24 protein-coding genes are annotated in these 24,103 nt (G+C 69.7%); 14 read left to right on the plus strand and 10 right to left on the minus strand.

The features are described from left to right. Positions 1 to 15 precede the first annotated feature (15 nt). The 3 genes from JOB34_RS11130 (at position 16) to JOB34_RS11140 (ending at position 1,942) form a co-directional block, all read left to right on the plus strand. A complete protein-coding gene (locus tag JOB34_RS11130) occupies positions 16 to 486 on the plus strand; it encodes a hypothetical protein (RefSeq protein WP_208052776.1) in 471 nt (156 codons plus the stop codon). 80 nt (positions 487 to 566) lie between these two features. Beyond that, entirely contained in the window at positions 567 to 1,277 is a 711-nt protein-coding gene (gntA, locus tag JOB34_RS11135; protein ID WP_208052777.1) for a guanitoxin biosynthesis heme-dependent pre-guanitoxin N-hydroxylase GntA, read from the plus strand. After that, positions 1,274 to 1,942, plus strand: coding sequence for an urea carboxylase-associated family protein (locus JOB34_RS11140; protein WP_179483355.1), 669 nt, complete (start codon positions 1,274 to 1,276; stop codon positions 1,940 to 1,942). The genes gntA and JOB34_RS11140 overlap by 4 nt, the downstream gene beginning before the upstream one ends. Before the next feature lie 93 nt (positions 1,943 to 2,035). Here JOB34_RS11140 and JOB34_RS11145 read toward each other — a convergent pair whose 3' ends face one another. Then, the gene (locus tag JOB34_RS11145; protein WP_208052778.1) at positions 2,036 to 4,351 is read right to left on the minus strand and encodes a transglycosylase domain-containing protein; all 2,316 of its coding nucleotides are present in this window, start codon (positions 4,349 to 4,351) and stop codon (positions 2,036 to 2,038) included. Between the two features lie 154 nt (positions 4,352 to 4,505). Here JOB34_RS11145 and JOB34_RS11150 point away from each other — a divergent pair, with 154 nt between their 5' ends. From JOB34_RS11150 to JOB34_RS11160, 3 genes are read left to right on the plus strand one after another with little or no spacing between them, the layout of a single operon-like run. Next, positions 4,506 to 5,486 carry an ATP-binding cassette domain-containing protein gene (locus tag JOB34_RS11150; protein WP_208052779.1) on the plus strand — a complete coding sequence of 327 codons (981 nt, stop codon included), beginning with the start codon at positions 4,506 to 4,508 and terminating at the stop codon, positions 5,484 to 5,486. Then, positions 5,483 to 6,847, plus strand: coding sequence for an ABC transporter permease (locus tag JOB34_RS11155; RefSeq protein ID WP_208052780.1), 1,365 nt, complete (start codon positions 5,483 to 5,485; stop codon positions 6,845 to 6,847). The genes JOB34_RS11150 and JOB34_RS11155 overlap by 4 nt, the downstream gene beginning before the upstream one ends. 3 nt (positions 6,848 to 6,850) lie before the next feature. Further along, on the plus strand, positions 6,851 to 9,661 hold the full coding sequence (locus JOB34_RS11160; protein WP_208052781.1) for a bifunctional YncE family protein/alkaline phosphatase family protein: 2,811 nt from the start codon (positions 6,851 to 6,853) through the stop codon (positions 9,659 to 9,661). Between the two features lie 75 nt (positions 9,662 to 9,736). Here JOB34_RS11160 and JOB34_RS11165 read toward each other — a convergent pair whose 3' ends face one another. Further along, positions 9,737 to 10,177, minus strand: a complete 441-nt coding sequence (locus JOB34_RS11165) for an OsmC family peroxiredoxin (RefSeq protein WP_208052782.1) — start codon at positions 10,175 to 10,177, stop codon at positions 9,737 to 9,739. Between the two features lie 346 nt (positions 10,178 to 10,523). Between JOB34_RS11165 and JOB34_RS11170 the strand changes: the two genes are divergently transcribed. Together JOB34_RS11170 and JOB34_RS11175 are read left to right on the plus strand one after the other, a co-directional pair. Next, positions 10,524 to 11,180, plus strand: a complete 657-nt coding sequence (locus tag JOB34_RS11170; RefSeq protein ID WP_208052783.1) for a PadR family transcriptional regulator — start codon at positions 10,524 to 10,526, stop codon at positions 11,178 to 11,180. Positions 11,181 to 11,182: 2 nt separating this feature from the next. Then, positions 11,183 to 12,262: an inositol-3-phosphate synthase gene (locus JOB34_RS11175; protein ID WP_208052784.1), complete on the plus strand. Its 1,080-nt coding sequence runs from the start codon at positions 11,183 to 11,185 to the stop codon at positions 12,260 to 12,262. A 91-nt stretch (positions 12,263 to 12,353) separates the two neighbouring features. Here JOB34_RS11175 and JOB34_RS11180 read toward each other — a convergent pair whose 3' ends face one another. Both JOB34_RS11180 and JOB34_RS11185 read right to left on the minus strand, forming a co-directional pair. Next, positions 12,354 to 12,995, minus strand: a complete 642-nt coding sequence (locus JOB34_RS11180; RefSeq protein ID WP_208052785.1) for a TetR family transcriptional regulator — start codon at positions 12,993 to 12,995, stop codon at positions 12,354 to 12,356. Between the two features lie 60 nt (positions 12,996 to 13,055). Beyond that, positions 13,056 to 13,943 (minus strand): hypothetical protein, encoded by an 888-nt coding sequence (locus tag JOB34_RS11185; protein ID WP_208052786.1) that lies wholly within the window; start codon positions 13,941 to 13,943, stop codon positions 13,056 to 13,058. A gap of 171 nt (positions 13,944 to 14,114) precedes the next feature. Here JOB34_RS11185 and JOB34_RS11190 point away from each other — a divergent pair, with 171 nt between their 5' ends. Next, positions 14,115 to 14,333 carry a biotin/lipoyl-binding carrier protein gene (locus JOB34_RS11190; RefSeq protein WP_179483365.1) on the plus strand — a complete coding sequence of 73 codons (219 nt, stop codon included), beginning with the start codon at positions 14,115 to 14,117 and terminating at the stop codon, positions 14,331 to 14,333. A gap of 99 nt (positions 14,334 to 14,432) precedes the next feature. Next, complete coding sequence (locus JOB34_RS11195) at positions 14,433 to 15,326, plus strand: patatin-like phospholipase family protein (RefSeq protein ID WP_208052787.1); 894 nt, start codon at positions 14,433 to 14,435, stop codon at positions 15,324 to 15,326. 60 nt (positions 15,327 to 15,386) lie between these two features. Here JOB34_RS11195 and JOB34_RS11200 read toward each other — a convergent pair whose 3' ends face one another. After that, on the minus strand, positions 15,387 to 15,893 hold the full coding sequence (locus JOB34_RS11200) for a DUF2867 domain-containing protein (RefSeq protein WP_208052788.1): 507 nt from the start codon (positions 15,891 to 15,893) through the stop codon (positions 15,387 to 15,389). A gap of 176 nt (positions 15,894 to 16,069) precedes the next feature. On the opposite strand from JOB34_RS11200, the gene JOB34_RS11205 reads away from it, so the two are divergent. Both JOB34_RS11205 and JOB34_RS11210 read left to right on the plus strand, forming a co-directional pair. Continuing rightward, positions 16,070 to 17,329: a DUF6596 domain-containing protein gene (locus JOB34_RS11205; protein ID WP_208052789.1), complete on the plus strand. Its 1,260-nt coding sequence runs from the start codon at positions 16,070 to 16,072 to the stop codon at positions 17,327 to 17,329. A gap of 96 nt (positions 17,330 to 17,425) precedes the next feature. Further along, entirely contained in the window at positions 17,426 to 17,770 is a 345-nt protein-coding gene (locus JOB34_RS11210) for a YciI family protein (RefSeq protein WP_243757928.1), read from the plus strand. 20 nt (positions 17,771 to 17,790) lie between these two features. Here JOB34_RS11210 and JOB34_RS11215 read toward each other — a convergent pair whose 3' ends face one another. Beyond that, positions 17,791 to 17,967 (minus strand): hypothetical protein, encoded by a 177-nt coding sequence (locus JOB34_RS11215; RefSeq protein WP_208052790.1) that lies wholly within the window; start codon positions 17,965 to 17,967, stop codon positions 17,791 to 17,793. A 224-nt stretch (positions 17,968 to 18,191) separates the two neighbouring features. Between JOB34_RS11215 and JOB34_RS11220 the strand changes: the two genes are divergently transcribed. Continuing rightward, the gene (locus JOB34_RS11220; RefSeq protein ID WP_208052791.1) at positions 18,192 to 18,767 is read left to right on the plus strand and encodes a hemerythrin domain-containing protein; all 576 of its coding nucleotides are present in this window, start codon (positions 18,192 to 18,194) and stop codon (positions 18,765 to 18,767) included. A gap of 57 nt (positions 18,768 to 18,824) precedes the next feature. Here the strand turns inward: JOB34_RS11220 and JOB34_RS11225 are convergent, their stop codons facing one another. The 4 genes from JOB34_RS11225 to JOB34_RS11240 all read right to left on the minus strand — a co-directional run bounded on the left by JOB34_RS11225 (position 18,825) and on the right by JOB34_RS11240 (position 23,500). Beyond that, entirely contained in the window at positions 18,825 to 18,965 is a 141-nt protein-coding gene (locus JOB34_RS11225; protein WP_208052792.1) for a hypothetical protein, read from the minus strand. A 438-nt stretch (positions 18,966 to 19,403) separates the two neighbouring features. Beyond that, on the minus strand, positions 19,404 to 20,558 hold the full coding sequence (locus JOB34_RS18130; protein ID WP_208052793.1) for a glycosyltransferase family 4 protein: 1,155 nt from the start codon (positions 20,556 to 20,558) through the stop codon (positions 19,404 to 19,406). Next, positions 20,555 to 21,811: a cytochrome P450 gene (locus JOB34_RS11235; protein WP_347813832.1), complete on the minus strand. Its 1,257-nt coding sequence runs from the start codon at positions 21,809 to 21,811 to the stop codon at positions 20,555 to 20,557. The genes JOB34_RS18130 and JOB34_RS11235 overlap by 4 nt, the downstream gene beginning before the upstream one ends. A gap of 228 nt (positions 21,812 to 22,039) precedes the next feature. Next, positions 22,040 to 23,500 (minus strand): CCA tRNA nucleotidyltransferase, encoded by a 1,461-nt coding sequence (locus JOB34_RS11240; protein WP_347813839.1) that lies wholly within the window; start codon positions 23,498 to 23,500, stop codon positions 22,040 to 22,042. 108 nt (positions 23,501 to 23,608) lie between these two features. Between JOB34_RS11240 and JOB34_RS11245 the strand changes: the two genes are divergently transcribed. Beyond that, a complete protein-coding gene (locus JOB34_RS11245; RefSeq protein WP_179483375.1) occupies positions 23,609 to 24,094 on the plus strand; it encodes an NUDIX hydrolase in 486 nt (161 codons plus the stop codon). Positions 24,095 to 24,103: the final 9 nt, after the last annotated feature.

A 24,103-nucleotide genomic window follows, 5' to 3' on the forward strand; every position in this document is an offset into this window, starting at 1 on the left:
ATCCACCCTCTGCAAATGACATCTAGGGCTCACGACGAACGACGGCGCGACTCGGGCAGACTCGACCGGGTGACCGTCACCGCACCCGGCGCCGCCTTCCTCGCGGCCACCGCGCTGCACGCCGGATTCCAGGCGACGGTGACGGTCCTGGTCTACCCGGCTCTGGCGCGAATCCCCGCCGATCAGTGGGCCGTCGAGCACGACCGTCACAGCCGCCGCATCACGCCGCTGGTCGGGGTCGTCTACCTCGCCCTCGCCGGCGCCACCGTCTGGATGCTGGTGGCCGACCGGGGTCCGTGGACGTACGCCGGCGCACTGTTGGCGCTGGCCGTCGCCGTGGTCACGGGTGTGGGGGCGGCGCCTGTGCACGGACGGTTGTCGCGTGCCGACCCCGTGCTGATCGCGCGCCTTCTCGTGATCGACCGGGTCCGCGCAGTCCTCGGTGTGCTGCTGCTGGCCTGTGCGTGCGGTGCGGCGTTCGGCTGACGTCGTACGCGCGAGTCAACTCAGGTGAATGCGGGTACGGCACGGTGGTGCCTATGACACCCCGCCCGCCGATGAGGCGCATGAAGAGCCTGAGCACCCTGCTCGGCAGCTCCGCCCGCCGCGATCTGGAGTCCGGCCCCGACGACGGCGTCGTGCGGGCGCTGACCGAGATGGTGATGCATCCGGAGTACCCGTGCCTCGGCGCGCGGTCGGTGTTCCGTCGGGACACCGCGTCCGTCGTGGTGCTGGACGAGATGGAGCACGCCGACGACCTGGCGACCCTGGCCGACGCCCTGCGGACCTTCGCCGCCCGGACGAAGGACGCGACCGATTTCGTCTCCCTCATCGCGGCGTTCCGTTCGCCGGTCGTGACCAGCGAGGCGCAGTTCGAGAAGCTGCTGTGGGGTGTGCTGCAGACCCTGCACGACGGGGACGACCAGCCGTGGACGGAGGGAGTGTCCGACGATCCGGCCCAGCCGCACTTCGCGTTCAGCCACGCCGGCACCGCGTTCTTCATCGTGGGCCTGCACCCTGCCGCGTCGCGCATCGCCCGGCGGGCGCCGTTGCCGATGCTGGTGTTCAACCTGCACGCACAGTTCGAACGCCTCCGCGAGGAGGGCGGATTCGACCGGATGCGCACCGCCATCCGCACTCGTGACACCCGCCTGCAGGGCGGGGTCAACCCGATGGCCGAGGACCACGGCGACAGTTCGGAGGCACGTCAGTACTCCGGGCGCGCCGTCGACGACGACTGGAAGCCCCCGTTCGAGGCCCGTGAGGACGACGCATGACCGACCCCCGCAGACCCCGCACTCCGCGGGCGCCGACCCCGCCACGCCCGTACGGCGGCGACGCCGCGTCACCCGCGCCGGGCTGGACCCGGCTGCCCCCGCAGACCGGGTTGCTGGTGCCCGTCGCGGCGGGGCAGACGCTGCAGATCGTCGACCCGTGCGGCGAACAGGTCGCCGACCTCTACCTGGTGACCGCCGCCGATCCGGAGGAATGCCTCTCGGCCGGGCGCACGGTCGACTACAACAACACCCTCTACGTCAGCACCGGCGACCGGCTGTGGAGCAACCGCAGCACCGTGCTCGCCACGATCGTGGAGGACTCCGTCGGGATCCACGACCTGACGCTCACGCCGTGCAGCCAGCAGACGTTCGACGTGCTCTACCCGGAGTTCGGCGGGGCGCCGCACCCCAGCTGCTTCCAGAACCTGTGCGACGCGCTCGGGCCGGCGGGTGTCTCACCGGACCGCATCGGCACCACGATGAACGTCTTCATGGACGTGTGGACCAGCGAGGACGGCGAGCTGCACATCGACCCGCCGCCGACGCGTCCCGGCGACGGTTTCGCCATCCGCGCCGAGGTCGACCTGCTCGCCGGGGTCACCGCCTGCTCGGCGGAGAAGTCCAACAACGGCCACTGCACCCCGATCGACGTCCGCGTCAGCTGACCGCCGGTGAAGTCGCGCCCCTGCGCTGAGATCCGGTTTCACGCCGGTCCGAGTCCGCTCGAACCCTCTCGAATCGGGATCTCAGCGCGGCGGTCAGCCGCTGGACGGCGTGGCGGGCGAGCTCGGTGAGGGCACGGCCCGGGTAGGTGGCAGCACCGGCGTCGGCGGACTGGTGGGTCGCCGTGTCGGCGGAGTGGTCCGCGTGCTCGTCGGGGGTGTGGACGTGGAGGGCGGGGTGGTCCTCGTCGAGCTGGGGGGCGGCGTCGTCGTGGTCGACGTTGGGGGCGGAGTCGTGGACGGGGGCGCCGTGCTCGTCGATGTCGAGGTGCTCGTCGGCGGCGCGGACGTCGTGGTCGTGCTGGTCGGGGGCGGCGTCGTGGTCGACGACGTCGGGATGTTGTCCGCCGACCCGCCGTTGGTGGCCTTCGGCAGCTGAGTGATCGGCTGACCCTGCAAGGCGAGCGTCATGTAGTCCTTCCAGATCTGCGTCGGCACCACCCCGCCGTAGAACTGCTGTCCCGCCTTGGCGAGCGAACTATTGGTCCCGCCGTCACCGGCGTACATGCCCACGGAGGTCGTCAGCTGGCCGGGGGTGAACCCGGTAAACCATGCGGACCGGAACTTGCCGCCCGATCCGACGGTGCCCGTCTTGCCCGCTGCGGGGCGACCGAAGTCGCGCAATGTCGCGTGCGCGCTACCTGTCGGGTAGGTGATCGGGCCGGCCATGGCGCTCGCAACGTTGTCGGCGATGTCCTTGGAGACCACCTGGGTGCTGTCCGGGTGCGCGGTATAGCTGTACCCACCCTGCTCACTGGTGACCTTCTGCACGAAGTACGGCGACGCGCGCTTCCCGCCCGCGTTGATGGTGTTGTACGCGTTCGCCATGTCGATGACGTGCACGTCCGCCACCCCCAGCGTGTCCACCGGTGTCGGGTTGTTCATGTTCGGGTCGGTCGCCGGGATGCCGAGCTGCTTGGCCGCGGCGAGCGTCTTGCCGCTTCCCATCCGGACGTTGAGCCGCACGAACGCCGTGTTGACCGAGTCGGCGAGCGCGGTGCGCAGGTTGATCAGGCCGAAGGTCTCGCCACGGTCGTTGGTGATGGGCTTGGACACGCCCGGCAGGCGCAGATTGTTGGCTCCACTGACCTGGGTGTTGAGGCCTATCCCCTCTTCCTGAGCGGCGGTGAGGGCGAACACCTTGAAACTCGAACCGCCGGGTACGGCCGCCTGCTGGGCGGAGTTGAACTGGGTCTTCTGATAGTCAGATCCGCCGTACATCGCGACGACGGCGCCGTCGGGCTTCTGCGAGATCAACCCGGCATGCACCTGGTCGGTGCTCGCGGTCTGCGCGCTGACGCTGTTCTTGACCGCCTGCACCGCCGCTGCCTGGTCGTTCTTGTCGATCGTGCTGGTGATCCGCAGCCCGCTGCGGCCGATGTCCTGACCGCTCAGCTTCAGCTTGGTCGAGAGCTCGTTCTCGATGGCCGCGAGCAGATACCCGGTCGAGCCGGTCCGGGTGTTCACCGGTTTGGGCGACTTGAACGTCGGGAAGGTCTGCGCGGACGCCTGGGCCCGGGTGAGCCAGCCCTTCTTGACCATGCCGTCGAAGACGTAGGCCATCCGCGCGGCCGCGCGAGCCTGGGAGTCGGCGCCGTTGGCCGGGTCGAAGTACGCCGGTGCGTTGATGACCGACGCCAGGAAGGCGCCCTGGTTGAGCGTCAACTTGTCGGAGTCGACGCCGAAATACGCCTGCGACGCCGACTGGATGCCGTAGGCGTTGCGCCCGAAGTAGATGGTGTTGAGGTAATCGGTCAGGATCTGCTGCTTGGTGTACTTCTGGTCGATCTTGATCGAGATCATGATCTCCTTGACCTTGCGGGAGACCGTGCGGTTCTGGGTCAGGAAGTAGTTCTTGACGTACTGCTGCGTGATGGTCGAACCGCCCTGCTGGGAGCCGCCACGCGCGTCGGCCCACGCCGCCCGCAGGATGCCGGACGGCGAGACGCCCTTGTTGTCGTAGAAGTTGCGGTCCTCGGCCGACAGGAACGCGTACTGCACCTGCTCAGGCACCTGGTCCAGCCGCACGTTCTGGCGGTTGACCGGTCCGATCCGACCGAGTTCGGTCTTGCCGTCGCTGTAGTAGACGACGGCCACCTGGCGGCCGGCCTGCTGGTCCGGCTGCGGGATCTGAGTGCGCTGGTAGATGACCACGAGCGCGATCACACCGATGAGGAAGAGCGCGAAGAGCCCGACGATCGTGCGGGTGACGACCTTGAAGAACAGACCGTGCCCACGACGACGCCCACCAGGACCCCGCGGCGCGCGCGCCGACCCCCCGCCGGTCTGCCGCCCTTCCTGACCCCGCGCGGAGTCACCGTCCACCGGGCCGACCGGTCCCTCATCGCTCACCGGTGCAGGGTAGCCCGCGGGGCTAAGTAGCAGGTGTGGGCCGGGATCCGGCCGCCGGCCGGGCAGAGTTCACCGGTTGTTCGCACTGTCGTCGCGCCCTGATCGCTCTAGATGCCTAGGTTTTCCATGCATCGACGACACGGAGAGTCAGGCCATGGAGACGACCGCAGCGCGGGCGCGCGGCATCACGCAGACCTTCGGGGACGTGATCGCCCTGGACAGCGTCGACCTCGACATCCTGCACGGCCAGGTGCACGGCCTGGTGGGCCCGAACGGCGCCGGCAAGACCACCCTGCTCGGGCTGCTGCTCGGACTAGCCGTGCCCGACGCGGGCACCCTGCAGATCCTGGGTACGCCGGTCGGGCGCGTTCTCGGCGTACCGGACGGGGTAGCCGGGTTCGTCGACGGCCCCGGCCTCTACCCGGCGCTCACCGCCCGGGCGAACCTCGCCGCGCTCGCACGTCTGCGCGGATACGGCGCCTCGGCGACACGCCGGGTCGAGGAGTCCCTCGAACAGGTCGGGCTGATCGACGTCGCCGACGACCGGCTGCGCGGGTTCTCCCTCGGTATGCGCCAGCGCCTCGGCCTGGCCGCCGCCCTGCTCACCGAGCCCCGGCTGCTCGTCCTGGACGAGCCTGCCAACGGCCTGGACCCAGCCGGCAAACGTCATGTCCACCGGGTGCTCGCGGGCCTCGCGGACCAGGGCACGGCCGTGGTCGTCTCCAGTCACCGGATGGACGACCTGGCCGCGCTCTGCGCCGAAGTGAGCATCCTGCGCGCCGGTCGCATGGTGTTCACCGGCCCGGTCGCCAAGCTCGCGACGGAGAGCGGGCCGCTGGATCACCGCGTGGCGACCTCCGACCCGGCGCAGGCTCGACGGATCGCCGCGCAGCTGTCCGGGCTGCAGATCGTGCAGTCGGACGCCGGCTCCCGGTACGACGACGCGCTCGTCGTCCGCGCATCCGTCCCGACGGTCGACGAGCTGGTCGTCCGGCTCGTCGCGGCCGGCGTCGCCGTGCGCGAGTTGGGGCCGGTCGTGCCGCCTCTGGAAGCGGCGTTCCTCGCCCTCACGGGCCTGCACGACACCGACGATACCGACCGCGGCGACCACCCGAGCGGAGCGGAGGACCGATGACCACTGCGACACAGCGGGTACGGGCAGAGGCGACGACGCGCACCCGACCCGCCCGGCTCGCCGGCGTCTACCGGTTCGAGCTGGTGAAGCTCCTGGCCCAGTGGCGCACCCGGATCGTGCTCGCCGCCTGTTGGCTGCTGCCGGGGATCTTCGTCGCGGCCGCGACCCACGCGAGCTCGCAGCCCACCGACACCGTCTTCGGCCGCTGGATGCTCGCGACCGGCTGGGCCGGTGCGCTGGTGGTCCTCAGCTTCTGCTGCACGTGGGCGCTGCCGCTGCTCACCGCGCTGGTCGCCGGGGACGTCTTCGCCACCGAGGACCGCCTCGGCACCTGGCGCCACCTGCTGATCGCCGTACGGTCACCGCACCGGATCTTCGCCGCGAAGGCGCTCTCCAGCATCACCGTGATCGCTGCGATGGTGGCCGGACTCGCCGCCTCGAGCATCGCCGGCGGCCTCGCCGCCGTCGGCGATCACCCCCTCGTCGGCCTGGACGGGCGCTCCCTCGAGCCCGGGCACGCCGCACGGCTGGTGCTGCTCGCCTGGGCCTGCGCGAGCGTGGCCACCCTGGCCTTCGCGGCCGTCGGGCTGCTCGGCTCCGTCGCCCTCGGGCGGTCCCCGATGGGTCTGCTGGTGCCGGCCCTGCTCGCCCTCCTCCTGCAACTGGTGCAGCTCCTGCCGCTGCCCGTCGCCGTGCGCATGGCGCTCCCCAGCGAGGCCTTCCTCGCCTGGCGTGGCCTCTTCACCACCCCGGCCCAGACCGGACCGCTGGTGGTCGGGCTCGTCGTCAGCCTCGTCTGGACCCTCGTGGCGACCGCGCTCGCATACCTGCTGTTCGTCCGTCGCGACTTCACCGACCTGGCGTACGACGGGGCCGGACGTCGCGCACTGCTCACCGGAGCGCTCCCGCTCGTCGTGGTCACCGCGCTGAGCGTCGGCGTCATCGCCGCGGTGACACCGGCGAGCGGATCCGGCATCGAACGCACGAAGCTCGAGCACTCGCTCGCGACGTCGTACGCGCACCTCTACCGGCTGCAGGCCCGCGAGCTGCACCGGCCCGATGTGACCGAGGCCCAGCTGCGGACCGCCGCCTCGTGCGACAAGGGCGGCTCCCTGGTGCAGGACAGCGGCCCCGGCAACGACTGGCGCTGCGTGGTCACGTGGCACATCCCGGGAGCGGTCGCGGTCGGCTCGGCGACCTACCAGCTCGACGTGACCGCCGACGGGCGTTACGTCGCCGACGGCGACGGACCCAAAGAGGTCAACGGCTACTTCCCGGTGCGCACCGCCACCGGCGACTCGCCCAATCCGCTCTGGCAGGTCGACGGTCTCGTCGACCTGCTCTCCTCCTCGAAGGGCTGAACAATGCAGGTCATCCGCAACCGGCGCACCGTCACGCGCTCACGCTCCCTCACCCTGGGCCTCACCGGCCGACAACTTCGGCTCGCCGGCGCCACCGCCACCGTCCTCACGGTTGCTGGCGGCGGATTCGCGTACGCCAACACCACCGTCTTCGGCGACCACCAGGTGGGTTCGCAGAGCTCCAAGGGCATCCAGATCTCCGACGACCAGGTGATCAAGCCCATCGGCGATCGTCTCCTCACCACGGACGGCAAGTACATGGGGTCGACCGTCAGCCCCGACAAGCGCTTCGTCGCCGCGACCAGCACCGACAAGAACGTCGTGCTGCAGATCGTGGACCTGTCCACCTACAAGGTGATCTGGCGGGTGGGCAAGGCCGCCGGCGTCGACCAGAAGCTCAGCGACGGCACGGTCGGCCAGGAGGGCCCGACGTACTCCCCCGACGGCAAGTTCCTCTGGCTACCCCAGAAGGACGGCCTGACGCGTTTCCCCGTGAACGCCGACGGCACCCTCGGCACGCCGACCTCGGTCCCGCTGGCCAAGGTTGGCACCAAGTCCGCCCTGCCGGGCAAGGCGACCTACTCCGCCGACGGCTCGACCCTCTACGTCCCGGTCAACGGACAGAACACCGTCGTGGCCCTCGACCCGGCGACCGGCGCGGTGCAGAAGACCTGGGCCGTGGGCATCGCACCGCGCGAGATCGCCCTGGCCGGCGGGAAGCTCTACGTCAGCAACGAGGGCGGTCGCACGGCGCGCCCCGGTGACACGACGATCAACTCCTACGGCACCGACGTGCCCGCGAACGCCACCCTCGGCACGTCCACCACGGGCACTGTCAGCGTCATCGACCCGTCGAAGCCGACGGCCGCGGTCGGCTCGATCGCCGTCGGGCTGCACCCCACCGCGCTCCTGGCGCGGGGGAACGCGCTCTTCGTGGCGAACACCAACAGCGACACCGTCTCGGTGATCGACACCACCAAGGACAGGGTCGTGCAGACGATCGACACCCAGCCCGGCCCCTCCTCGAAGGTCGGGTACGAGCCCACGAGCGTCGCCCTGACCGCCGACGGCCACCTGCTGGTCACACTCGGTCGGGCCAACGCCGTGGCGGTCTACCGGTACGGCGGCACCCCGCAGGAGCCGGTCAGCTCCATCGGCCTGCTGCCCACCGACTACTTCCCCGCCACTATCGCGACCGTGGGCTCGCAGATCCTGGTCACCAACACCCGCGGCATCGACGCCCGCGGCCCCGCGGTCACGATCACCGAAGGCCCGGGGACGACGTCCGCGACCGACCACGGGACGCACAGCACCACCGGGTCCTTCACCCGCTTCACGCTGCCGAAGGACAAGCAGATCGCCAGGGACACCCGCGTCGTCTTCGCCCAGAACGGGTGGAACAAGAACGACGTCCAGGAGGCGCAGGGCAGCACCCGCAAGGCGGTCGCAGTGCCGCGCCGCATCGGCGACCCGTCGACGATCAAGCACGTCTTCCTGCTGGTGAAGGAGAACCGCACCTACGACCAGGTGTACGGCGACGACACCCGCGGCAACGGCGACGCCTCGCTCGCCCAGTTCGGCAAGACCGTGACCCCCAACCAGCACGCGCTGGCCAGGCAGTTCGGTCTCTACGACAACCTCTACGACATCGGCACCAACTCCGCCGAGGGCCACAACTGGCTGATGCAGGGCGACAACCCGGAGTACACCGAGTCCAGTGCCGGCGAGTACGAGCGCAGCTACGACACCGAGGACGACGTCCTCGGCCACCAGCGCTCGGGCTTCCTGTGGACCTCGGTGCAGGCGGCCGGCAAGACCGCTCGCAACTACGGGGAGTTCACCCAGTTCGAGACCAAGCCGGCCGGCGCGACCTGGCAGAAGTACTACTGCGCCAGCAAGACGGTCGACAACGGCGGCAGCCCGAGCGTTCTGACCGACCCTGCGATCAAGCAGGACACCGAGTCGCCCATCCCGTCGCTGAACAAGATCACCGACCACGACTACCCCAAGTTCGACACCGACATCCCCGACCAGTACCGCTACCAGATCTGGAAGCAGGAGTTCGAGAAGAAGGGTCCGGCGAACCTCAACACGTTCTGGCTCTCCAGCGACCACACCGGCGGTACGCCGGATCCGCGGGCCCAGGTGGCCGACGGCGACCTTGCGGTCGGACGGATCGTCGATGAGATCTCGCACAGCAAGTACTGGAAGGACTCGGCCATCTTCGTGGTCGAGGACGACAGCCAGAACGGCACCGACCACGTCGACGGGCACCGCGCGCCGGTGCAGGTCATCAGCCCCTGGTCACTGCACGGCAAGGTCGACGACACCTACTACTCGCAGCTGTCGGTGGGCCGCACCATCCAGCAGATCCTCGGCGCCCAGCCGTTGAACCAGAAGCTGGCGGCGGCCACGCCGATGTACGACGCCTTCACGAACAAGCCCAACTACAAGCCGTTCACCGCGGTGCCGAACGAGGTGCCACTCACGGAGGGCGTGACCACCGCACCCGCCTGCGGTGACGACACGCTGGGCCGCAAGGGCGCGGCCGTGATGCAGTTGACGAAGCAGGAGGCTGCCGCGACCGCCGTACCCGCTGCAGAGCGGGCCGTCGCCGCACAGTGGCAGACGTGGCGCGGCCAGCAGCGCTTCACCGGCGACTCCGCGATCCCGGACTACGCCGACCCCGAGCAGATGAACCGCTACACCTGGTACCAGACGCACGGCTGGAAGACGCCCTACCCGGGCGACTCGAAGATCTACGCCCCGTCGCAGGTGCCCGGCGCGTACATCCCGAACGCCGACCAGGAGTAACAGGACGAGCAGCACCACCACGCACCACGGCCCACCGGATCGGATCCGGTGGGCCGTGCTCGTGCTGTGGGTCGCTCAGCTCTCGAGCGAGGCGTCCAGGGTGATGTCGACGCCGGTGAGCGCCTTGCTGACCGGGCAGGTCTCCTTGGCGTTCTTCGCGGCGTCCTGGAACTGGGCATCGGTGAAGCCCTCGACCTCGCCGACCACCTTCAGAGCGATGCCGGTGAGCCGGAAACCGCCGGCCGGGTCCGGGCCGAGCGAGACGTCGGCCGTCACGTCGAGCGCCTGGGGGGTGCCGCCCTGCTCGGCGATGACCGCGGACAGCTGCATCGCGTAGCAGGCCGAGTGCGCCGCGGCGATGAGCTCCTCGGGGCTGGTGGTGCCGTCGGCGGACTCCGCGGCCCGCTTCGGGAACGACATGTCGTAGGTGCCGATGCCGGAGCTGGACAGCTCCACCTTGCCCGAACCCTGCTCGAGGGTCCCGGTCCAGCCTGTGCGTGCGCTCCGTGTCGGCATCTGCTTCTCCTCTGGGGATCGGTCGTGGCGACGTGCGAGGCTCAGCCGCAGGAGATCCCGCATGGTCGGCTCGCAGACCACGTGCTCCGAACGGTACGACAGCGTCGCCGCCGGCGCGCGGGATCCGCCGCAAGCACCGCGACGCCGTCACCGTCCCTTACCGCCCGGCACGCGTCGACTCGCCACCGGTTGTGCCCGTCGATGTATCGACTCGATACATCGACGGTGTACTCTGCTGCACAGACAACCTCCAGGCGACACGCGAACGTCACCTGCCGTTCATCTCGCACCCTGCGGTGCCCCGAACGGCGACGACCGGGCCGCCGGAGCACGAGAGGAGCAGCCCATGTCACGACGTGGCGCGATCCTCGAGCTCGCCGTCCTGGGGTTGTTGCACGAGGCGCCTCTGCACGGGTACGAGCTGCGCAAGCAGTTGTCCGGTGTGCTCGGCGCCTTCCGTGCGGTGTCGTTCGGTTCGCTCTACCCCTGCCTGCGCTCACTCGTCGAGCGCGGCTGGATCAACGAACGGCATGACGAGAACGAGCCGAGCCAGCTGAACCAGCATGGCCAGCTCGGTGGGAAGCGCACCAGGATCACCTACGAGCTGACCGCCGAGGGCAAGGAGCAGTTCCAGGCGCTGATGTCCCAGACGGGCCCGGCGTCCTGGGAGGACGAGAACTTCGACGTGCACTTCGCCTTCTTCGGGCGTGCCAGCCGCGACGTGCGGTTGCGCATCCTGGAGGGTCGGCGCAGTCGGTTGGAGGAACGGCTGGACGACGCGCGCACCGCGAGCGCGACGCGTCGCCAGCGCGTGGACAGTTACACGGCCGAGCTGCAACGGCACGGCCTGGACTCCACCGAGCGTGAGGTGCGGTGGTTGTCGGAGCTGATCGAGACAGAGCGATCGGCCTACGGCACGCCCGCCCGCACAACACCGCAGGCCATTTCGGCCGAGGACCACACAGACCTGCTGGCCGGACCGGCGCAGGACAAGAAGGAGTGATCATGGGATCCATCCGCGTCGCCATCGTTGGCGTCGGTAACTGCGCGAGCTCGCTCGTGCAGGGTGTCGAGTACTACAAGGACGCAAACCCCGAGCACGTCGTGCCCGGTCTGATGCACGTGATGTTCGGCGACTACCACGTCAACGACGTGGAGTTCGTCGCCGCGTTCGACGTCGACGCCAAGAAGGTGGGCTTCGACCTGTCCGACGCCATCGGCGCCTCGGAGAACAACACCATCAAGATCGCCGACGTGCCGCCGACCGGCGTCACCGTGCAGCGTGGCCACACCCTCGACGGCATCGGCAAGTACTACGCGCTGACCATCGACGAGTCCGACGCCGAGCCCGTCGACGTCGTGCAGGTCCTGAAGGACTCCAAGGCCGACGTCCTGGTTTCCTACCTGCCCGTCGGCTCCGAGACGGCCGACAAGTTCTATGCGCAGTGCGCGATCGACGCCAACGTCGCGTTCGTCAACGCGCTGCCGGTGTTCATCGCCTCCGACCCCGTGTGGGCCAAGAAGTTCGAGGACGCGGGCGTCCCGATCATCGGCGACGACATCAAGTCCCAGGTCGGCGCGACCATCACCCACCGCGTGATGGCGAAGCTGTTCGAGGACCGCGGCGTGGTGCTGGACCGCACCTACCAGCTGAACGTCGGCGGCAACATGGACTTCAAGAACATGTTGGAGCGCGACCGCCTGGAGTCCAAGAAGATCTCCAAGACCCAGGCTGTCACCTCCAACCTGGAGCACGACCTCGGTGCGCGCAACGTGCACATCGGCCCCAGCGACTACGTGCAGTGGCTGGACGACCGCAAGTGGGCGTACGTGCGTCTCGAGGGTCGCGCGTTCGGTGACGTCCCCCTGAACCTGGAGTACAAGCTCGAGGTCTGGGACTCCCCGAACTCCGCCGGCATCATCATCGACGCGATCCGCGCCGCGAAGATCGCCAAGGACCGCGGCATTGGCGGCGCCCTGCTGTCCGCCTCGTCGTACCTGATGAAGTCCCCGCCCGAGCAGCGTCGTGACGAGATCGGCCGCGCGAAGCTCGAGGCCTTCATCGAGGGCACCGAGGCTCGCTGAGCGACCTCATTCGTTCGACCGGTCGGCCGCGCTCCCCTCGTCGGGGGCGCGGCCTTCCGCATGTCTGCCGCCGATCGGAGCGGTGCGTCGGTCAGCCGACGGGGACGTCCTGGGCATCCGCGGCGGTGTCGGCCACGACCGTGACGACGTCGGAGGCGATGATGCCCAGCACCTGGGCGAACAGGTCGTCGCGCACCCCCTCGGGTTCGATCTCGGTCTCCAGCGCCAGGCCGTTGCCGAGCGCGAGGACGACGATCGCCAGATCGGCGGACGGCATGGGCAGGGTGACCCCGAACGTCTCCACGAGTCGGTCCAACACCCCGGCCACAGCGTCGCGGACCTCGCGTCGGCCCTGTCGCAGGCCTTCGGCCCCGGCCGGATCCCTACGGGTCAAGGCGGCATACTCCGCGAGCAACCGGTGCCAGCCGGCGTCGGCACGCATCTCCTGGGCGAGCACCACACCGACCTGGTGCGCGACCTGTGACGGGGTGAGGTCGGTCTCCATCGCCTGCAGGCTCTTGGTGATGCGGTCGGCCGCGTGCTCCTCCATCAGGGTCAGCACCAACTCGTCCTTGGACCGGAAGTTGGAGTAGACCGCACCCTTGGTCAACCCCGCCACGGCGGCCACCTGCTCCAGGGAGGTGCCGGCGATGCCGCGCTCGCCGAAGACGACGTACGCCGCGTCGAGCACCTTGCGCCGCGTCTGGGCGCGATAAGGGCGGGTGCGCGCCATGCTCGCCCTTTCGCTCGGTGCCGCTTCGCCTGCAGTCGTCGCCAGCAGGTGGGACGGCGGTCAGATCCGCAGGTCGTCCTCGCCCCGGTCCGGGAAGCGGTCCTTCAGGAACCGCCCGTGGGTCAGCAACTCCTCACCGCCGGTCAGGGCGACCGACTCCTGGATCTCCTGCAAGCGGTGCTCCAGCAGATCCAGCTGGTCGATCAGCAACTCCAGACCGGTCTTGCCGTCGGCCAGCACCGTGCCCTGGGCGGACCAGGGCGGCAGGGCCAGGTAGCCACGGACCGCCCCGGGCGCGTAGTCGTCGCGGATGCGCTCCACCTCGATCGCGTCGATGCCGGACCCACGGCCCTGCTGGGTCAGGTACTCGCTCGCCGCGCGAGCCCGTTCGCTGATCAGGCGCAGCTTGTCACGAGCCGCCGCGGGCACCCGGTCGTCGAACAGGTACATCGCGAGGCTCGGCGTGTGGGCCGCCGCGGGCGGGACCGGCTCGACGGGGTCCTTACGCAGATCGACGCGGTGGGGCCTCTCGGCGGTCCAGTCCATCCTCCGGCTCGACGCGCCGAAACCAAGACCGCGACCGCGGCTGCAGCCGAACAGCCTCACGATGGCGATGGCTATCAACCACGCCATGGGTCCTATCACCCAGTGAGCGCCCACTAGCGCAAACGCGACCATGGCAAGGACGCTCACAACCATCCGGCGAACGACCTTGTGAGGCGATGCGAACATCACCGTGGCGAATGCGGCGAGCGAGATTCCGGCGCCTGCGTGTGCCACCCACCCGGCACCCAGCAACGCGAGCGCGCAGAGCACCATGATCACCACGACCGAGCGGCGCACCGTGTTCGGTCGACGACCGAACGCCGTACCGGCGTACATCGCGGTCCCCACCCCTGCTGCGACGTTCACCACAACGAGGCCCGCACCCGTGATCGCCTCCACCATGACCCTCACCTCTCGTGCCCGATGCACCACCGGATTTCCTGATTCGACGGTACGCCGACCGATCGCGCCGCGCGGTGCCGTTTGTCATGTACGCGGGGTGACGTGCGATCGGGAGCGGGCGGGCACACGCCATACGCGCGGGTACTCCCGTGCGGGTGGCATCATCGGCGAATGGCCATCCAGGAAGTCGTGTCCGACCTCGTCGCCAACGTCGCTCAGGTGCAGGTCGAGGTCGGTGAGCACGTCGAGATCGGCCACGAGCTGGTGCTCCTGGAGTCGATGAAGATGGAGATCCCGGTGCTCAGCGAGGTCGCGGGCACCGTTGCGGCGGTGCGGGTCTCGCCGGGGGACGTGGTTCAGGAGGGCGAGATCCTCGTCGTGCTCAGCTGACGCGGGGACTGAATACCGCTCTGCTGTGCCCGGGCGGCGTGCGTATAGGCAGCGGGAAACTCCGTTGTCGCAGGTGGGTCGGCTCCGTAGCGTTCCGGGATGAACGGGCGTGCGGTGGTCCTGGGTGGCGGCGGCTCCGTCGGCAACGCGTGGCAGATCGGACTCGTCGCGGGCCTTCTCGAGGCCGGGCTGGATGTGACCCGGGCCGACCTGACGGTGGGGACGTCGGCCGGGTCGACCGCGGCGGCGCAGATCACCAGTGGGGTCCCCCCGACCGAACTGCTGGCCGACATCCGTGCCGCCGCGCGCCGGCCGCAGGCGCCGTCGGTCAGACCCCGGCGCGGTCCTGCCAGGCCCGGGCCGTCCCCGGACCACATGGACAGGACGGACGCCGTCATCGAGGCCGCCACCGACGCGGCCGACATGCGTCGCAGGATGGGCGCGGCCGCCCTCGAGGCAGAACCGGATCCGGCCGACAGAGCGGCAATGCAATGGCGGACCGTCGTCGGCGCTCGGCTGCCGAGTGAGCACTGGCCCGAACGGTGGCTGCGCATCCCCGCGGTCGATGCGCGCACCGGTGAACCCGTCGTGTTCGACCGCGACAGCGGGGTGGACCTGGTGGACGCCGTCGCCGCCAGTACGTCGAACGGCTTCGGTGTCCCGCCGTACCGCATCGGCGATGACCGCTACATCAACGGTGGCTACCGACGCAACGAGAACGCCGACCTGGCGCAGGGGCACGCGCGGGTCCTGGTGCTCTCACCGTTCGGCGGCAGATCACGGCACCCGTCGGAGTGGGGGATGCACCTCGCCGCGCAGGTCGAGGAGCTGCGGGCCCACGGCAGCAGAGTCGAAACGGTCTTCCCGCATCCCGATTCCGAGCACCTGTTCGGCACGAACGCGATGGATCTCTCGCTGCGCCCGGTGGCGGCGGAAGCCGGGTACGAGCAGGGCAGGCTCCTTGCACCCCGGCTCCTCGACTTCTGGTGCTGAGGAGCGGTGTACCTGTGCCAGCCGCGAGCGCAGCGGTTCTTCGGAGTGGAGTCGCCGCGGTCAGCCGGCCCCGGATGCGAGGTACGAACGTGCGGCGCGTCCGAGGAGGTACGGCTCGATGACCAGATGGGCCGGCAGGACGACGGGCCAGACGAGGCGGCCCCACCTCGACTCGTAGCGCACCGAGGTCGTGGCGATCAGCTCCGGACCGTCCCTGCGGACGATCTTGACCGCTGTCAGCAGTCGTGAGTCCGCGGTGAGGACCACCTCCTCGTCCGTGGCGCTGCTGATGGCCCAGCCGACGATGGCGCGGTCCGACGCCGCGGGCAGCAGACGAAGCCCCAACACGAGCCGCCAACCGGCTTCGAGGAGCCGGCGTACGGGAGCCGGGGCACCCTCGAACATCGCCCTGGCCAGTTGCTCGCCCGACCGAGGGTCATCCTGCGCCAGCGCCACCGCGAACCCCTGAGCCCAGTCCCCAATCGTCGCTCGATGTCGCGCACCTTCGGCGTCGGCGCCGGTCAGGCGGCGCACTCCCCCGCGCCGGCCGGCCGTTCGTGCCGTCACCATGCGATCGTTGCCCCTCCTCGTGCGATCCGGATCCTGCACATACTCCTCCGCAGATCGAAGTGCCGGGTGGTGATCGGTTGTCGATCCGAGGGGAGGTGCTGCAACGTGATGGAGACAGCAGCGATGACGACGCCGGCCGAGGTGGAGAAGGTCATGTACGAGCGGACGGACCGGTGACCGCCGAGTCTTCGGCGGTCGCTGCCGTCGAGGATGCGTATCGGCAGGAGTGGGCGAAGGTGGTGGCGACCACCCTGAGGGTCGTGCGTGACCTGCAGATCGCGGAGGACTGCGTGCAGGAGGCGTTCACCACCGCCCTGCTGAAGTGGCCCGAGGAAGGTGTGCCCGACCGTCCCGGCGCCTGGCTGACGACGGTGGCGGTGCGCAACGCGCTGCAGGTGCACCGACGTAACGCGACCCTGGCGAGGAAGTTGCCGCACCTGCACCTGGACGCTCAGGACGTACCCGTCGACCCCGCGGCCGGCACGGCGTTCGACCAGCTGCCCGACGACCGGCTCCGCCTGATGTTCACCTGCTGCCACCCCGCGCTGTCACCCGAGGCCCGGGTGGCTCTCACCCTCCGCCTCGTGTGCGGCCTGACCTCCGGCGAGGTCGCCAAGGCCTTCCTCGTGACGCAGCCGACGATGCAGGCACGCATCACGCGGGCCAAGAAGAAGATCGCCGATGCCGGCATCGCGTACCGGACACCCGAGCCGCACGAGTTCGACGAACGCCTGAGCTCGGTGCTCGACACGGTGCACCTGGTCTTCAACGAGGGCCACCTGCCCGCCTCCGGTGACCGGCTGACTCGCGTCGATCTGTTGGACGCGGCTCTGCAGCTGGCCCGCATGCTGCACGAACTCCTGCCCCGCAGTGCGGAGACCACCTCGCTGCTCGCGCTCCTGCTGCTCACCGAGGCTCGGCGCGACGCACGGACCGATGCCGAGGGGTCGGCCATCGACATGGAACGTCAGGACCGGTCGCTCTGGGACCAGGCCCGGATCGGGGAGGGCCTGCAGCTGCTGGCGTCGGCGGCGGCTCAGCGCGACTGCGGTCGCTACACCGTGATGGCCTCTCTCGCAGCGGTGCACGACACGTCACCGAGTTGGGCGGCGACCGATTGGCCACAGATGGTCGGGCTCTACGACGTGCTGCAGCAGCACTGGCCAACCCCGGTCGTCGCACTCGCGCGTGCGGTGGCCGTCAGCTTCGCGTCCGGACCCGACACGGGTCTGGCGGCACTCGAACCGTTGCTGGCGGATCCGGCATTGGCCACCTACACCTACCTGCCCGCCGCCCGGGCCGACATGCTGCGACGCCTGGGTCGCTTCGAGGAAGCCGCTGCCGGCTACCGCGAGGCCATGCTGCTGACCGCGAACGACGTCGAGGCGCGTTTCTTCCAGGAGCGGATCGACGGACTGCCCCCCGTGCACTGATCGGGTCGAAGACGGTCTCCTGCCGGTGTCGATCCGGGGGGCCGCCGAGCATCGACCCCATGACCGATCCGTTCACACACGAAGGACGTGCCCCGCATGAAGTACCTGATGATGGTCGTCGTCGACGGCGACCCGGACACCTCGGACGCCCCGGAAACGGGTATCGACGACTGGTTCGCGCAGGTGGACGGTCGCGGCCAGTGGGTCATGGGCGAGCGGCTGCGCCCACCCTCGACCGCGAAGCTGGTGCGCGTGCGCGACGGGGAGACGATGGTCACCGACGAGACGTTCGCCGAGACCAAGGAGTGGCTCGCCGGCTTCGACATCCTCGACTGCGCCACCCTGGACGACGCCGTCGAGGCCGCGGCCGCGCATCCGATGGCGCGCGGTGGACGGATCGAGCTGCGCGAGTTCTGGCCACTGGAGGACGACGGGTCCTAGCCGTCCGCGAGTCGCGACGCTCAGCGCACCCGGTCCCAACGCTCCCACCCCGGTGGTCTCGTCAGCTCCCCGTGCCGCGCCCGGCGCACGCATTCGTCGATCTCACGCGCACTGCGCGGCTTCCACCCGTCCCCTCTACGCGCCGCCCGGGCGGTCCACGCCCGGGTGGCGGTCTCCCACCACACCTGGTTGAACATGACTCCTCCATCCCGCGCCCCGGCCGATCTCCGTTCGGAGACCGCCGACCACGCTCAATCCGGTCCGTGATCTGTTCAGAGGCAGGGGTTTTCACCTCCATCAGGACGTGTCACGGCCAGGCTGCGGATCGACAGGTGGACCGGGGGCGAGTCGACTCCGGCGCGTCACCGCGTACGACGGCCTGCGGGAGTCAGAGGCAGGACGCGGCGCCGTAGCATCAGGGATGGCCGACCTCGAAGACGCGGAACGGCCGACCATGTGCGATCGAGGGCCTACCCAGGAGGACGCGGTGGACATCTGCGAACTGATCCTGTCCGACCACCACGAGCAGCGGCGGATGTTCGCGATGCTCGACGACGTGGACCCGGCGGACACCGCGACCCTCGGCGTCCTCTGGACCCGGCTCGCGGCGATGCTCGAGGTGCACGCCCAGGCCGAGGAGATCTACTTCTATCCCGAGCTGCTCAAACTCGGCGAGCGCCTACGCGACGCCAGCGAGGTGGCCGAGACCAAGGACGCGATCGGCGACCACAACGACATCCGCGACGGCATCCTGGCCGCACGGGATGCCGCGGCCGGCTCCAAGGAGTGGTGGAAGGGCGTCAACGACGCCCGTGAGGCCAACGACGAGCACATGGGCGAGGAGGAGCACGAGGGCCTCAAGGACTTCCGGATGCACGTGGACCTGCAGACCCGGCACGACATCGCGGTGCGGTTCGCGGCGTACGAGGCCGAGAACGTCACCGGTGTGCCGGTCGTCGACAAGGACCCGCAGGACTACGTCGACGAGAACAGCTGACGCCGGTTCCTGACGCCGCTCGCCGTCCGCTCGGCCCTCGGGCGGTGGTCGCCGTGGTCAGACACGGGAGGCGCGCCCGCGAAGGAGCGCACCGGTGGGCATCGTCTGCAGGATCGTCGCCGCGATCGTGGGCGCGTCCGACACGCTCGTGACGACGTGACGCGCGTCCACCTGGGCGTCGGCCAACTCGCCGTACATGTGGGCTGCAGCGTCCAGGTCGGCGAATCCGTGCCCGACCCGGCTCCGGACCCGGTCGAGGCACAGGTGTCGCGGCGGGAGTAGTCCAGAGCGTCGAGGCCGGTCGCGGCGAGGAAGGTATCGACAGACCACGGCCCGACGACGCCGTCGTAGACCACGGAGTACCCGCCCGCACGTACCGCCCGGCCGCAGATGCCGCAGCCTCGAGCACCACATCGTTCTGCCGGCGGGCCGCAGCCTCCCACGGTGGCACGAAACCGCGATCGAGGAACGCGAAGAAGGCGTCACCCGTTATCGCGGCACTCCGATCGAAACCACCTGACAGCAAGGCAGCGACCGTGCTCTTGCCGGCGCCGGGCGGCCCCGTCACCACGAACAGTCTTGCCGCGTCGCCCGCGATATTCGCTCGGGCGTTCATCGATTTGCCGACCGGGTCGGTCAGCGCGCGACGGACCGCAGGATGGGCCGGCGACGTTCGTGGTGCATCGCGCGGGCCCGCTCGTAGAGCTTTGTCTCGGCCCGTACCGCGTCCTCGGGACAGACCCGGGGCGGCAGCGTCGCGGCGTTCACACGCAACCGGTGCAGCTCGTCCGGCCGACCGATCAGCGTCGCGAGTGCGTCGGCCATCCCGGCGCCGTCAGCGACCAGGACGCCGTCCACGCCGTCGGTGATGAAGTCCGACAGTCCGTTGGGGCGGTAGCCGATGACGGGCAGCCCCGCGGAGCGCGCCTCGAGCGCGGCGATGCCGAACGCTTCCTGTCGCGAGGAGGCGACGAAGAGGTCGCTCTCGTGGAAGACGTCCTTGATGTCGCCGGAGGGGTGGTAGCCGAGGAAGTGGACCCAGTCGGACAGGCCCAGCCGCTCCACCTGAGCGAGCAGGTCCTTGCGACGGGGTCCGTCGCCGAGGATGCTCACCTTCACCCGGGTGCCGGGCGGGACCTGCTTGCGGGCCTCGGCGAGCGCGTCCAGGAACTCATCGACGTGTTTGCGCTTCTTCAACCGGCCGACCAGCACGAGGCGGACCTCGCGCTGCGGGGTCTCCTTCGTCAGTACCGGTCGCGGGTTCACCCACCACGGTGTGTCGACCAGGTTGGGCAGCACCGAGACCTCGTCGACCGACAGCAGCGTGCGCTGCACGTGCTCGGCGGCCACCGAGCTCACGGCCGACCAGGCCGCCCGCATCCGTCCCCACCCGAACGGCAGAGTCGACACGCGCGTGGCGATGGCGACCTTCCACCACAGGGAGTGCACGGTGATCGCCACCGGGATGCCGCGACGGGACGCCTCGCGCGTCACGAAGATCGCGAGAGGCGAGACCACTGTGAAGTGCGCGTGCACGATGTCGACCTGCGGGCCGTCCAGAAGGTCGGCGACCATCGCATGGTTGCGCCATGGGAAGGCGACGGTCAGCCACCGGCCCTCGGCGGCGCGCGCCACCGTCAGGTCCCGGTCGACCGCTCCCTGCTCGGCGACAGCGGTGATCACGGTGACGTCGTGACCTTCGGCCGTCTGACGACGCGCGAGCGTCTCGACCTGACGTTCGATCCCGCCGACGTCGGGCGGGAAGGAGTCGGCGACGTGGATGATTCTCACTGGGAAACCTCGGACATGGTGTGCGCTGTGGAGGTGGCGCCGAGGCGCACGGGCAGTGACTGCACGCCGTACACGATCGACAGGTCGTGGAAGTTCAGGCTGCCGGCCTCGGCGGCGAGCACGGCGTCCGGGAAACGACGGACGAACGCCCGGAACGCCACGCGCATCTCCATCCGCGCGAGTTCGGCGCCGACGCACCGGTGGATACCGCGCCCGAAGGCGAGGTGGGACTGGCGCTGGCGGTCGGTGCTGAACATCTCCGAGTCCGCCCCGAACGACGCGTCCCGGTTGGCCCCGCTGAGAGAGCAGATCACCACGTCGCCCTTCGCGACGTCGTGCCCGAACAGGTCCATATCCTCCAACGCGAACCGGGGGAACGCGATCTGCACCACGCTCAGGTAGCGCAGCAACTCCTCGATCAGCCTGTCCAGGCCGACGTCGTCGCGGGCGAGGGCCGCTGCGTCCGGTCGCTGAAGGATCACCAGTGCGCCGAGGGCCAGCATGCTCGCGGAGGTCTCGTATCCGCCGGTGAAGACGCCGTCGCAGAGCCCGGCCAGGGCGACGTCGTCGATCTGATCACCGTGGGTACGGATCATGTTGCCGATGAGACCGGGCCCGGGCGCCACCCGTTGCCTGCGCACCTCGTCCAGCAGGAACTCCTGGGTGTCGGACATCGCGCCGAACGTGCCCTGGCCCCCGCCGTTGACGTCGAAACGCGTACGACCGAGCTCGCGGAACCGTTCACGCTCCTCGACCGGAAGCCCCAGCAGTTCGCAGATGATCGCGAACGGCACCGGGAAGGCGAAGTCGGATACGAGGTCGACCACGCCGTCCTGCGCCTCGAGCCGATCGAGCTGCTCCTGCACGATCCGTTCGACGTTCGGCAGGAACGCGGCGATCCGGCGCCCGGTGAACTCCGGGGTGAGCATCTTGCGCAGGCGGGTGTGCTCGGGAGCATCTGTGAAGCCGAGGCCGCCGATGTCGGTGGAGGAACCGGCGCCCATGAACGGACGGATGTCGGTGCTGTAGCTGTCACGGTCGTCCAGGACCCGTCGGGTCTCTTCGTACCCGGTCACGAGCCACAATGTGATGCCGAAGACCCGGCCGAACCTGGTCACCGGCTCCGCGACGCGCTGCTGGGCGAGCTGCGGCATGGGGTCCAGACCCTCGCGCCGCAGCGGCATCAGGAACTTCTTCGGCAGCACCGTGACGGCGGAGAGGCCGAACCGCCGGGACGCGGACGTCCTCAGCACTTTGCGAGCGACCGTACGTCGCAGCCACCCGGGCACCAAGAAACTATTCTCCCATTCGGCGTCTCGTGCGCTCGCCGGTATCGCGTTGTCGGCCGCACTGGCGTCAACCAGGACCCCATACGTTTCGGGGACGGAGCGCCCCCGCTCAGATCTTCTGAGGCGCAGCTACCTTACGCGCACCTGCCTGTCGCGTTGCTCAGGTTGTGCGGGAACGGTCCCGCGTCGTGCTCAGCCGGAGGATTCCGGCTGCTCGGACCACCAGCGGCGCAGTTCCTGCGCGGCGGCGTCCTCGCCGACCTCGCCCTGGTCGAGCCGGTAGGCCAGCAGGTGCTTGTACGCGCGGCCGAGCACCGGGCCGGGCGCGATACCGAGCACCTGCGCGATCTGGTTGCCGTCGAGCTCGGGGCGCACGGCGTCCAGTTTCTCCCGCTCCAGCAGGGAGGCGATCCGGACCTCCAGGTCGCCGTACGTGCGCGCGAGCATCGCCGCCTTGCGCCGGTTGCGGGTGGTGCAGTCGGCGCGGGTGAGCAGGTGCAGTCGCGACAGCAGCGGTCCGGCGTCCGTCACGTAACGGCGCACGGCCGAGTCGGTCCACTCGCCGCCGCCGTACCCGTGGAAGCGCAGGTGCAGCTCGACGAGGCGGGTGACGTCCTTGATCTCCTCCTTGGCGAAGCGCAGCGCCCTCATCCGCTTGCGGGTGAGGCCGGCGCCGACCATCTCGTGGTGGTGGAACGACACGCCGCCGCCGGACTCGAAGCGCCGGGTGGCCGGCTTGCCGATGTCGTGCAGCAGCGCGGCGAGGCGCAGCGTCAGATCCGGTCGCGGAACGGGGGTCACCGGGCCCAGCCCGTCGACACTGCGCGGGCCCTCCAGTGCGATCGCCTGCTGCAGGACGGTGAGGGAGTGCTCGTAGACGTCCTTGTGGTGGTGGTGCTCGTCGACCTCGAGCTGCAGGGCCGGCAGCTCCGGCAGGACAACCTGAGCGAGACCGGTCTCGGTCAGGACGCGCAGGCCCTTGACCGGGTCCGGTGCGAGCAGCAGCTTGACCAGCTCATCGCGCACCCGCTCCGCCGAGACCATCGCCAGGTGCGCCGCCGCCTCGGTCATCGCCTCGCGGACCCGCGGCGCCAGCTCGAAGTCCAGCTGCGCGGTGAAGCGGGCCGCCCGCATCATCCGCAACGGGTCGTCCGCGAAGGACTCCTGCGGGGTGGCCGGGGTGTCCAGCATCCGCGCGGCCAGCGCCGCGAGGCCGTCGTACGGGTCGACGAACTCCAACTGCGGCAGGCGCAGCGCCATCGCGTTGACGGTGAAGTCACGACGGCGCAGATCCTCCTCCAGGGAGTCGCCGAAGGACACCTGCGGCTTGCGGGTCTGCCGGTCGTACGCATCGGCGCGGTAGGTCGTGATCTCGACCTGTACGCCGTGCCGACGACCGCCGATGGTGCCGAACGCGCGGCCGATGTCCCACGTGGTGGCACCCCACGCCGTCAGCAGGGCTTCGGTCTGGTCCGGGCGGGCCGAGGTCGTCAGGTCCACGTCGGTCAGATCGCGGCCGAGGAAGGCGTCGCGCACCGGCCCACCGACGAGGGCCAGCTGGTGCCCCTCGGCCTCGAAGAGCTCGCCGAGCTCCCGCAGCGTCGCGAGGACCGGGGCCAGCCGCCGTACCGCGAGTTCCTGCAGCCGCGAGATCTCGGACGGGTCGGGACGTTCGGGTGATGCCGGTGGTGCCACGCCCGCCAGGGTAGGGGACGCGGGGACATGCTCGAATTCGCGCCACCCCGTGGTTACAGTGCAGAGATGACGCTGTATCCCCTTCCCGCGAGCCGGCATCAGCGCCGACTCCCCGCGGTGGAGGAGATCTCGGCCGGCGGTGTCGTCATCGACGTCGCCCAGGGCCGTGCCTACATCGCCCTGATCGCGCGACACAATCGCGCAGGGCGCCTCGAGTGGTGCCTGCCGAAGGGGCACGTCGAGCCCGGCGAGACCCTCACCGAGACTGCGGTTCGCGAGGTCGAGGAGGAAACCGGCATCATGGGTCGCGCCCTGCTGACCCTGGGCACGATCGACTATTGGTTCAGCACGCCGCAGTTCCGGATCCACAAGCGGGTGCATCACTACCTGTTGGAGGCGCTCGGTGGGGAGATCTCCATCGAGAACGACCCCGACCACGAGGCGATCGATGCGCAGTGGTTCCTCCTGGAGGACGTCGCGGCACGCCTCACCTTCCCCAACGAACGGCGCATCGCCCACACCGCTTGGGAGCACCTCGCAGGAACTGCCTGAGCCGGTGAC

This window comes from Allobranchiibius sp. GilTou38, assembly GCF_017565325.1.
Taxonomy (GTDB): Bacteria; Actinomycetota; Actinomycetes; order Actinomycetales; family Dermatophilaceae; genus Allobranchiibius; species Allobranchiibius huperziae.

Bases quoted from the DNA above. Each gene is read 5' to 3' on its own strand.
- JOB34_RS11210 (WP_243757928.1), top strand. From the start codon at position 17,426: ATGAAGTACCTGATGATGGTCGTCGTCGACGGCGACCCGGACACCTCG.
- JOB34_RS11155 (WP_208052780.1), top strand. From the start codon at position 5,483: ATGACCACTGCGACACAGCGGGTACGGGCAGAGGCGACGACGCGCACC.
- JOB34_RS11215 (WP_208052790.1), bottom strand. From the start codon at position 17,967: ATGTTCAACCAGGTGTGGTGGGAGACCGCCACCCGGGCGTGGACCGCC.
- JOB34_RS11195 (WP_208052787.1), top strand. From the start codon at position 14,433: ATGAACGGGCGTGCGGTGGTCCTGGGTGGCGGCGGCTCCGTCGGCAAC.
- JOB34_RS11170 (WP_208052783.1), top strand. From the start codon at position 10,524: ATGTCACGACGTGGCGCGATCCTCGAGCTCGCCGTCCTGGGGTTGTTG.
- JOB34_RS11175 (WP_208052784.1), top strand. From the start codon at position 11,183: ATGGGATCCATCCGCGTCGCCATCGTTGGCGTCGGTAACTGCGCGAGC.
- JOB34_RS11140 (WP_179483355.1), top strand. From the start codon at position 1,274: ATGACCGACCCCCGCAGACCCCGCACTCCGCGGGCGCCGACCCCGCCA.
- JOB34_RS11220 (WP_208052791.1), top strand. From the start codon at position 18,192: ATGGCCGACCTCGAAGACGCGGAACGGCCGACCATGTGCGATCGAGGG.
- JOB34_RS11160 (WP_208052781.1), top strand. From the start codon at position 6,851: ATGCAGGTCATCCGCAACCGGCGCACCGTCACGCGCTCACGCTCCCTC.
- JOB34_RS11225 (WP_208052792.1), bottom strand. From the start codon at position 18,965: ATGTACGGCGAGTTGGCCGACGCCCAGGTGGACGCGCGTCACGTCGTC.
- JOB34_RS11130 (WP_208052776.1), top strand. From the start codon at position 16: ATGACATCTAGGGCTCACGACGAACGACGGCGCGACTCGGGCAGACTC.
- JOB34_RS11165 (WP_208052782.1), bottom strand. From the start codon at position 10,177: ATGCCGACACGGAGCGCACGCACAGGCTGGACCGGGACCCTCGAGCAG.
- JOB34_RS11150 (WP_208052779.1), top strand. From the start codon at position 4,506: ATGGAGACGACCGCAGCGCGGGCGCGCGGCATCACGCAGACCTTCGGG.
- JOB34_RS11180 (WP_208052785.1), bottom strand. From the start codon at position 12,995: ATGGCGCGCACCCGCCCTTATCGCGCCCAGACGCGGCGCAAGGTGCTC.
- JOB34_RS11245 (WP_179483375.1), top strand. From the start codon at position 23,609: ATGACGCTGTATCCCCTTCCCGCGAGCCGGCATCAGCGCCGACTCCCC.
- JOB34_RS11185 (WP_208052786.1), bottom strand. From the start codon at position 13,943: ATGGTGGAGGCGATCACGGGTGCGGGCCTCGTTGTGGTGAACGTCGCA.
- JOB34_RS11190 (WP_179483365.1), top strand. From the start codon at position 14,115: ATGGCCATCCAGGAAGTCGTGTCCGACCTCGTCGCCAACGTCGCTCAG.
- gntA (WP_208052777.1), top strand. From the start codon at position 567: ATGAAGAGCCTGAGCACCCTGCTCGGCAGCTCCGCCCGCCGCGATCTG.